Origin of the sequence: Xanthomonas fragariae (assembly GCF_900183975.1) — a bacterium.
Lineage (GTDB): Bacteria > Pseudomonadota > Gammaproteobacteria > Xanthomonadales > Xanthomonadaceae > Xanthomonas > Xanthomonas fragariae.
In genome coordinates this window covers 725,733-732,500 of the sequence record NZ_LT853882.1, presented here as the reverse complement: position 1 = coordinate 732,500, position 6,768 = coordinate 725,733, and the positions used below count along the sequence as shown (strand labels likewise).

At 61.3% G+C, this 6,768-nt stretch carries 7 protein-coding genes and 1 pseudogene (1 of these 8 cut by a window edge); 6 read left to right on the top strand and 2 right to left on the bottom strand.

All coding sequences use genetic code 11. The features are described from left to right. Positions 1–171, bottom strand: the 5' portion of a protein-coding gene (locus PD885_RS03305; RefSeq protein ID WP_088056653.1) for an IS5 family transposase. Its footprint begins 1,197 nt before the window's first position; the window shows 171 of its 1,368 coding nt (coding positions 1–171); its start codon is at positions 169–171; its stop codon lies beyond the left edge, outside the window. A 121-nt stretch (positions 172–292) separates the two neighbouring features. Between PD885_RS03305 and PD885_RS03300 the strand changes: the two are divergent. Continuing rightward, positions 293–738 (top strand): annotated as a pseudogene (locus PD885_RS03300) (transposase); the annotation flags it as partial. Between the two features lie 229 nt (positions 739–967). Here the strand turns inward: PD885_RS03300 and PD885_RS03290 are convergent. Beyond that, the gene (locus PD885_RS03290) at positions 968–1,774 is read right to left on the bottom strand and encodes an IS5 family transposase (protein WP_065975294.1); all 807 of its coding nucleotides are present in this window, start codon (positions 1,772–1,774) and stop codon (positions 968–970) included. 992 nt (positions 1,775–2,766) lie between these two features. Between PD885_RS03290 and aroQ the strand changes: the two genes are divergently transcribed. From aroQ to prmA, 5 genes are all read left to right on the top strand, one after another. Continuing rightward, positions 2,767–3,213, top strand: a complete 447-nt coding sequence (gene aroQ / locus PD885_RS03285) for a type II 3-dehydroquinate dehydratase (RefSeq protein WP_002804970.1) — start codon at positions 2,767–2,769, stop codon at positions 3,211–3,213. A 97-nt stretch (positions 3,214–3,310) separates the two neighbouring features. Next, positions 3,311–3,802 carry an acetyl-CoA carboxylase biotin carboxyl carrier protein gene (accB, locus tag PD885_RS03280; protein WP_002804971.1) on the top strand — a complete coding sequence of 164 codons (492 nt, stop codon included), beginning with the start codon at positions 3,311–3,313 and terminating at the stop codon, positions 3,800–3,802. 77 nt (positions 3,803–3,879) lie between these two features. Next, the gene (locus tag PD885_RS03275) at positions 3,880–4,152 is read left to right on the top strand and encodes a four helix bundle protein (protein ID WP_002804972.1); all 273 of its coding nucleotides are present in this window, start codon (positions 3,880–3,882) and stop codon (positions 4,150–4,152) included. Between the two features lie 108 nt (positions 4,153–4,260). Next, entirely contained in the window at positions 4,261–5,628 is a 1,368-nt protein-coding gene (gene accC, locus PD885_RS03270) for an acetyl-CoA carboxylase biotin carboxylase subunit (protein WP_002804973.1), read from the top strand. A 212-nt stretch (positions 5,629–5,840) separates the two neighbouring features. Then, entirely contained in the window at positions 5,841–6,761 is a 921-nt protein-coding gene (prmA, locus tag PD885_RS03265) for a 50S ribosomal protein L11 methyltransferase (RefSeq protein WP_002804974.1), read from the top strand. Positions 6,762–6,768 lie beyond the last annotated feature (7 nt).

Genomic DNA, 6,768 nt, shown 5'->3' with positions numbered 1-6,768 from the left:
ACCGGCCTGGGTGGCCGGCAAGCGCGATGAAAGTGCTTGCTCCAACGCCGTCCACGGCATCTGTTGGCTCAGCCGCGCCAGCGGATGACGCAGATCGATCTGGTTCTCCAGCCGCGAACGAAACAACTCGTCGGCAGGCATGTCTTCGGCAGCAGGACGGCGTGTACGCATGGGCGGAACAAGAAACCAGCCTTCAGCGTAGCGAACACTGGTAGTTCTGGCACGCCGGTGCAGACATCAAGGCCTTGCGGTCGTTGGGTGGCTGGGGTTTTTCAGGGGTGACTGGGTAGACAGCAAGCGGCATCTGATTGTCGACCGCAATGGCGTTCCTTTAGCAGTGTGTGTCACTGGCGCCCATCGCCACGAGTCGGTGGTGTTCGAGGAGTGGGTCGCTGCTTTGCCGCCGATTGGCGGCAAAGCAGGGCGCCGACGACGCTGGCCAGACAAACCAAGGCATACGACATCGCTCGCTGCCGCGACCACCTCAGGCAACGCGGCAGCATTGCGCGGATCCCCCGCAAGCGGATCGAGCGCAACGACCGTTTGGGCCGTCATCGCTGGGTCGTCGAGCGCACACATGCCTGGTTCGCACGGGTGCACAAGCTGCGCATCGGCTTTGAACGCCGCATCGATCTCCACCTGGCGCTGCTCTTGCTTGCTCCATCATCTGCTGACGGCTGCTTCCTAGTTTTTGTTAGCCGCTCTGAATATGCAGTAGCAGAACGACCAGTCCGCTAACTATTTCTAGCAGGCTCAGGATCAATAAAAAACGGGAATATCTGTAATTGACGAAAGGTCTGAGCTTCTGCAAAAACTGCAAGTATAAAGAGTACGCCAGCGCCATAGGCGGCACCATGCCGCCATACACTGCCGCTGTTTGCCAATCCATATAGCCCGTTGATTGCCACCCCATCCACGCTAGGCCGGTGGCGAAGACCAAAATCAGGAATGATCGGATTAGAGCGTGTTATGAACTTTGAAAGAGGGTGGCTGCATTTCCAAGCATCAGGATCGTGAAGACGACGAAGTGCAAACCGGCCAAGGTTTCCGGCAATCGCTCGTAGTCGCGTGCCAGCCGTCTGAAACGATTGGCCCATCCGAAGCTGCGCTCGACAACCCAACGGCGCGGCAGCAAGACAAAGCCTTTTTTCGCTTCTTGCAGCTTGATCACGTGCAACTCAATGCCTTCTTCCGTGGCCGCCTGCGCCGGTTCTTGACCGGTGTAGCCCTGATCAACAAAGGCGATCTTGACCGTTTCACCGGTCACGTGTTGTACCTCTTGTGCCAACGATCGGACTTGCGCGCGCTCCTGCTCATTAGCCGGCGTCACCTGGACAGCGAGCAGATGTCCAAGCGTATCGACGGCCATGTGTACCTTGCTGCCTTTCTTGCGTTTATAGCCATCGTATCCAGCACGCGGCCCGCTTTCGCAGGTGGACTGCAGCGTGCGAGCATCGAAAATGACCGCGCTCGGCTGGCCTTTTTTCCCTTGCGCCACACGCAAGAGTGAGCGCAGATCACTGACCATGGCCTCAAAGCAGCCCGCTTGCAGCCAGCGCTGTGTTTGCTGATACACCGCTTCCCAGGGCGGAAAATCGTTGGGAAGCAATCGCCATGGTGCGCCGGCGCGCGCGATCCACCGCAGTGCGTTGAACATCGCGCGTAGCTCATACTTGCGCTGCGGTGCCTGCACGTCCATCAGCGTCAAATAGGGAGCCGCAAAGGCCCATTCTTCGTCGGAAATATCGGTGGAATAAGGCTTACGAGACTTCATCCGTATACGTTAGCGTGACAAGGGCAAAGTTCATAACACGCTCTAGCGGTATGTTGCCAACAGGGATCGTATTCATCGGATCAGTCTCTCCAAGGTGCAGCTCGTGCCAGACGGACTGGAGGAGCATGTAATTATATATCCTTATTATCCCTGATTCTCACGTTGTGGAAATTGCTGGAAGCACGCAGAACCGGCTCTTGACAAGTTTCTGATCGTAATATTGGACTGGCAAGTAAGATCTGTCAAAGGAACTGTGTAACCTCGTTTTCATAGCGCGTCCATCGGCACGCGTTCCTCGCCAGACATCAATTGCCCGTACAGAATCCACCAGTGCCGACTCGATGTCGTATGTGGTCATGCCACGCGCTTTACAACGCCAAAATCTTCTTCTCTATGCCTGCCAACCGCACCTGGCGCTTTTTCACCAGCTGTGGCTCCGACGTACCGGCGCGGACGCGCGGCGTTTCAATCTGAGGGAAGGATCACCCACATCCACAACGACGAACAGATCGCCCTGGCTGCCCAGATGGCGGCGATGATGGAGCGTTCGAGGCACGCTGCGACCAGATCGGGCAACTTCTTGACGCCTTGGCAGCGCATGTGCCGACGACAAGTCGCCAGAGGTCGGCGACAGAAAGCAGTATTGACTGGTCAAACCGAGACCATAGCGACGAGAGTTTGCTGGCCTTTGCAGGTTGCAGGCGTTGACGCCGGCTGCCCGATATGGAATTGCAGGGTTGCATGCTGTCCCGTGCCCAGGAATCGTTACGGCGAGGGCGGCCAAACGCCGTTGGGCGTGGCATCAATAAACTGATCGGCCACGTTCGGGGCGCCTTTAATATCGGTGGTGCTCGTGGATTGCGCCGCAGTCATACAAGGCACGGATTCATAGTTCAACTTAAACGACCATTTAAAACACCTACAACTTCGCCTATCTGGACAGCATCGACTGCATCGCGCAGACTTCCGGCCTTTCCGCTCTCTCGAATGTCATGGCTCACCTGCTGCTGTTGCATGGCCCAAACCTCAACCTGCTCGGTACCCGCGAGCCGGAGGTCTACGGGCGCACCACGCTGGCGCAGATCGATGCGGCCCTGGTCGACCGTGCGCAAGCGGCCGGGCATACGCTCAGCAGCCTGCAATCCAACGCCGAGCACGTGCTGGTGGAGCGCATCCACGCCGCGCGCGAGGACGGCACGGTCTACATCCTGATCAACCCGGCCGCCTTCACCCACACCTCGGTGGCGCTGCGCGATGCGCTGCTGGGCGTGGGCCTGCCGTTCGTGGAAATCCACCTGTCCAATCCGCACGCACGCGAGCCGTTCCGCCACCACAGCTATCTCAGCGACAAGGCCGACGGCGTGATCAGCGGCTTCGGCGCAGATAGCTACCGGCTGGCGCTGGAAGCGGTGATCGCGCGACTGGAGCGCGAAGCATGACCTCTGCAACACCGACACCGACGCCCACGCCGAGGGTCTGACCCCATTCCGCCGACACCCGCCGGCGCCCCCCACCGATTCACTTCATGAGGCCCGTATGGATCTCCGCAAAATCAAGAAACTGATCGACCTGCTCGAAGAATCCAATCTCGCCGAAATCGAGATCAAGGAAGGCGAAGAAAGCGTGCGTCTGGCGCGTGTGCCCAAGGGCACGACCATGATGAGCGCGCCGGAGCAGCAGTACGCACCCGCACCCGCCCCCGCCGCGCAGGCACCGATGGCGACCAGCATGCCGATGCAGTCGCCCACCGAGGCCTCCACCGGTGGTACCAAGCAGGTCGCCGCGCTGCCCGAAGGCCATGTGCTGCGCGCGCCGATGGTCGGCACGTTCTACACCTCGCCCTCGCCGGACAAGCCGGCATTCGTCACCGTCGGTCAGCAGGTCAAGGCCGGCGACACCCTGGCGATCATCGAGGCGATGAAGATGTTCAACCCGATCGAAGCCGACGTCTCCGGCACCATCGTGGCCATCCTCGGCGAAACCGGCCAGCCGGTGGAATTCGATCAGCCGCTGTTTGTGATTGGCTGAGTTGCGAAGATTGGAGAGTCCTGATTCGGGATCGGCAAGAGCGACCGCACGAGCGCCTGACGGTCTGGCGCGATGCGATGTCGCTGGTCGAAGCGATCTATCGATCCATTCACGACTTTCCCGATTCGGAACGCTTTGGCCTGACGGCTCAGATGCGGCGCGCGGCGATCAGCGTTCCTTCAAGCATCACCGAAGACGCCGCCCAGCGCTCCACTGCCGAGTACTTGCGTTATCTCTGGATAGTGCGGGGCGCGCTGGCAAAACTGTATACGCAACTGCAGATTGCAACGCGGCTGCAGTTCGCCTGGCCCCGATGCGGCAACTCTCGATCTCCTGAATCGCACGCTTGAATCGCACGTTCGCCAGGCTCAATACAGTGATCCGCACGCTGGACCAGTCGCGACATCTGCGCGAGCCCAGCGCCCTCTACGAATCCCCAATTTCGAATCCCGAATCCCATGCTAGATAAAATCGTCATCGCCAACCGAGGTGAAATCGCGCTGCGCATCCTTCGCGCGTGCCACACGCTCGGCATCCGCACGGTCGCGGTGCATTCCACGGTCGACCGCAACCTCAAGCACGTGGCCATGGCCGACGAGTCGGTGTGTATCGGCCCGGCCGCGTCCAGCGACAGTTACCTCAATATCCCAGCGTTGATCGCCGCGGCCGAGGTGACCGATGCGCAGGCCATCCATCCCGGCTACGGCTTTCTGTCGGAAAACGCCGACTTTGCCGAGCGGGTGGAAGAATCCGGTTTCATCTTCATCGGCCCCAAGGCCGACACCATTCGCCTGATGGGCGACAAGGTCGAGGCGATCCGCGCGATGAAGGCCGCCGGCGTGCCGTGCGTGCCCGGCTCGGGTGGTCCGTTGGGCGATGACATCGTCGCCAACACCAAGGTAGCGCGCGAAATCGGCTACCCAGTGATCATCAAGGCCGCCGGCGGCGGCGGCGGGCGCGGTATGCGCGTGGTGCATTCGGAAGCCGCGCTCAAGGCGGCCATCGAGACCACCAAGTCCGAAGCCAAGGCCGCTTTCAGCAATGATCAGGTCTACATGGAGAAGTTCCTGGAAAATCCGCGTCACGTGGAAATCCAGGTGCTCGCCGACGGCCAGGGCAATGCGATCCATCTGGGCGAACGCGATTGCTCGATGCAGCGTCGTCACCAGAAAGTAGTCGAAGAAGCCCCCGCACCGGGCATTACCGAGGAACTACGCAACGAGATCGGCAAGGTCTGCGTGGATGCCTGCATCCGCATCGGCTATCGCGGCGCGGGCACCTTCGAATTCCTGTTCGAAGAGGGGCGTTTCTACTTCATCGAAATGAACACCCGTATCCAGGTGGAGCATCCGGTGACCGAACGCATCACCGGCATCGACCTGGTGTGCGAGCAGCTGCGCATCGCCGCCGGGCAAAAGCTGGCCCTCAAGCAGAGCGACATCGTGCTGCGCGGGCATGCGATCGAGTGCCGCATCAACGCCGAGGACCCGGAAACCTTCATGCCCAATCCGGGCCTGATCACCGCATTCCATCCGCCCGGTGGTCCAGGTGTGCGTGTGGATACGCATATCTACGCCGGCTACAAGGTGCCGCCGAATTACGACTCCATGATCGGCAAGCTGATCGTGCACGGCCCGGATCGCGAAACCGCGATCGCGCGCATGCGCGTGGCGCTGAGCGAAATGGTGGTGGACGGCATCAAGACCAACATCCCGCTACAGCAGCGCATCATGCGCGACAAGGGCTTCCAGGCCGGTAGGCAGAACATCCACTATCTGGAAAAGCGCCTGGCCGAGCGCAAGAACAAGTCGATCGCGCTGGTCTGATCGCAGCAGGCAGAGAACTAAAAAGCCCGGGAAACCGGGCTTTTTTCGCAACGTCAGGCGTGAGCGGGCAGTGCTTCATGCGATCGAGGGACGCATGGATAAAACCAATCTGCACTATCCACTTTCGGAAAAGCGCACAGCGAGTTCCGACCCAATAGCCCACCGGCACGAATGGTCTACGATGCACGCTTTAAAATTCACCGACCGCCACGATGCCGTTTCTTGAACTGACCCTGCCCTGCTCCGACACCTCCCAGCCCCGTTTCCAGACTGCGTTGGAAGACGTCGGCGCACTGGCGGTGACCTTGCTCGACGCCGATGCCGATACCAGCAACGAGCGCGCCATCCTCGAGCCCGGCGTGGGCCAAACGCCGCTGTGGAACACAGTAGTGCTGACTGCGTTGTTCGATGGCGACAGCGATGCATTGGTGTTGCTGGCAGCGCTGGAAGCGTTCGACCCGGGGCTGGACTGGAGCCAGGTGGCCTTCCGTATGGTCGAAGACACCGACTGGGAACGCGCCTGGATGGATCAGTTCAAGCCAATGCAGTTCGGCGCCCGCACCTTCATCGTGCCGTGGAATCACGACCTGCCCGAGGCCGCCGACACGCCCGACGCGGCGGTGGTGCGGCTGGATCCGGGCCTGGCGTTCGGCTCGGGCACGCATCCGACCACCGCGCTGTGCCTGCGCTGGCTGGACAGCCTGGCCGGCAGCGGCGAGCTGCAGGGCCGCAGCGTGCTCGATTTCGGCTGCGGCTCGGGCATTCTCGCCGTCGCCGCGCTGAAGCTGGGCGCCGCCAGCGCGGTGGGTGTAGACAACGACCCGCAGGCACTATTGGCCACCGCCGACAACGCCGCGCGCAACGAAGTCGACGCGCAGCTGGCGGTGTTCCTGCCGCAGGACGAGCCGGTGCAGACCTACCCGGTTGTGGTCGCCAACATCCTGGCCTCGGCGCTGGACGCGTTGGCCAACACCCTGGCCGCACGCGTGGCGCCGGGCGGCCGGATTGCGCTGTCGGGCATCCTGCATGGGCAGGAGGACGAACTGCTGGAACGCTACGCGCCGTGGTTCGAGCACCTGCGCTGCGAACGCGACGACGACTGGATGCGCATCGAGGGCGTACGCCGCGCCTGACCCAGCG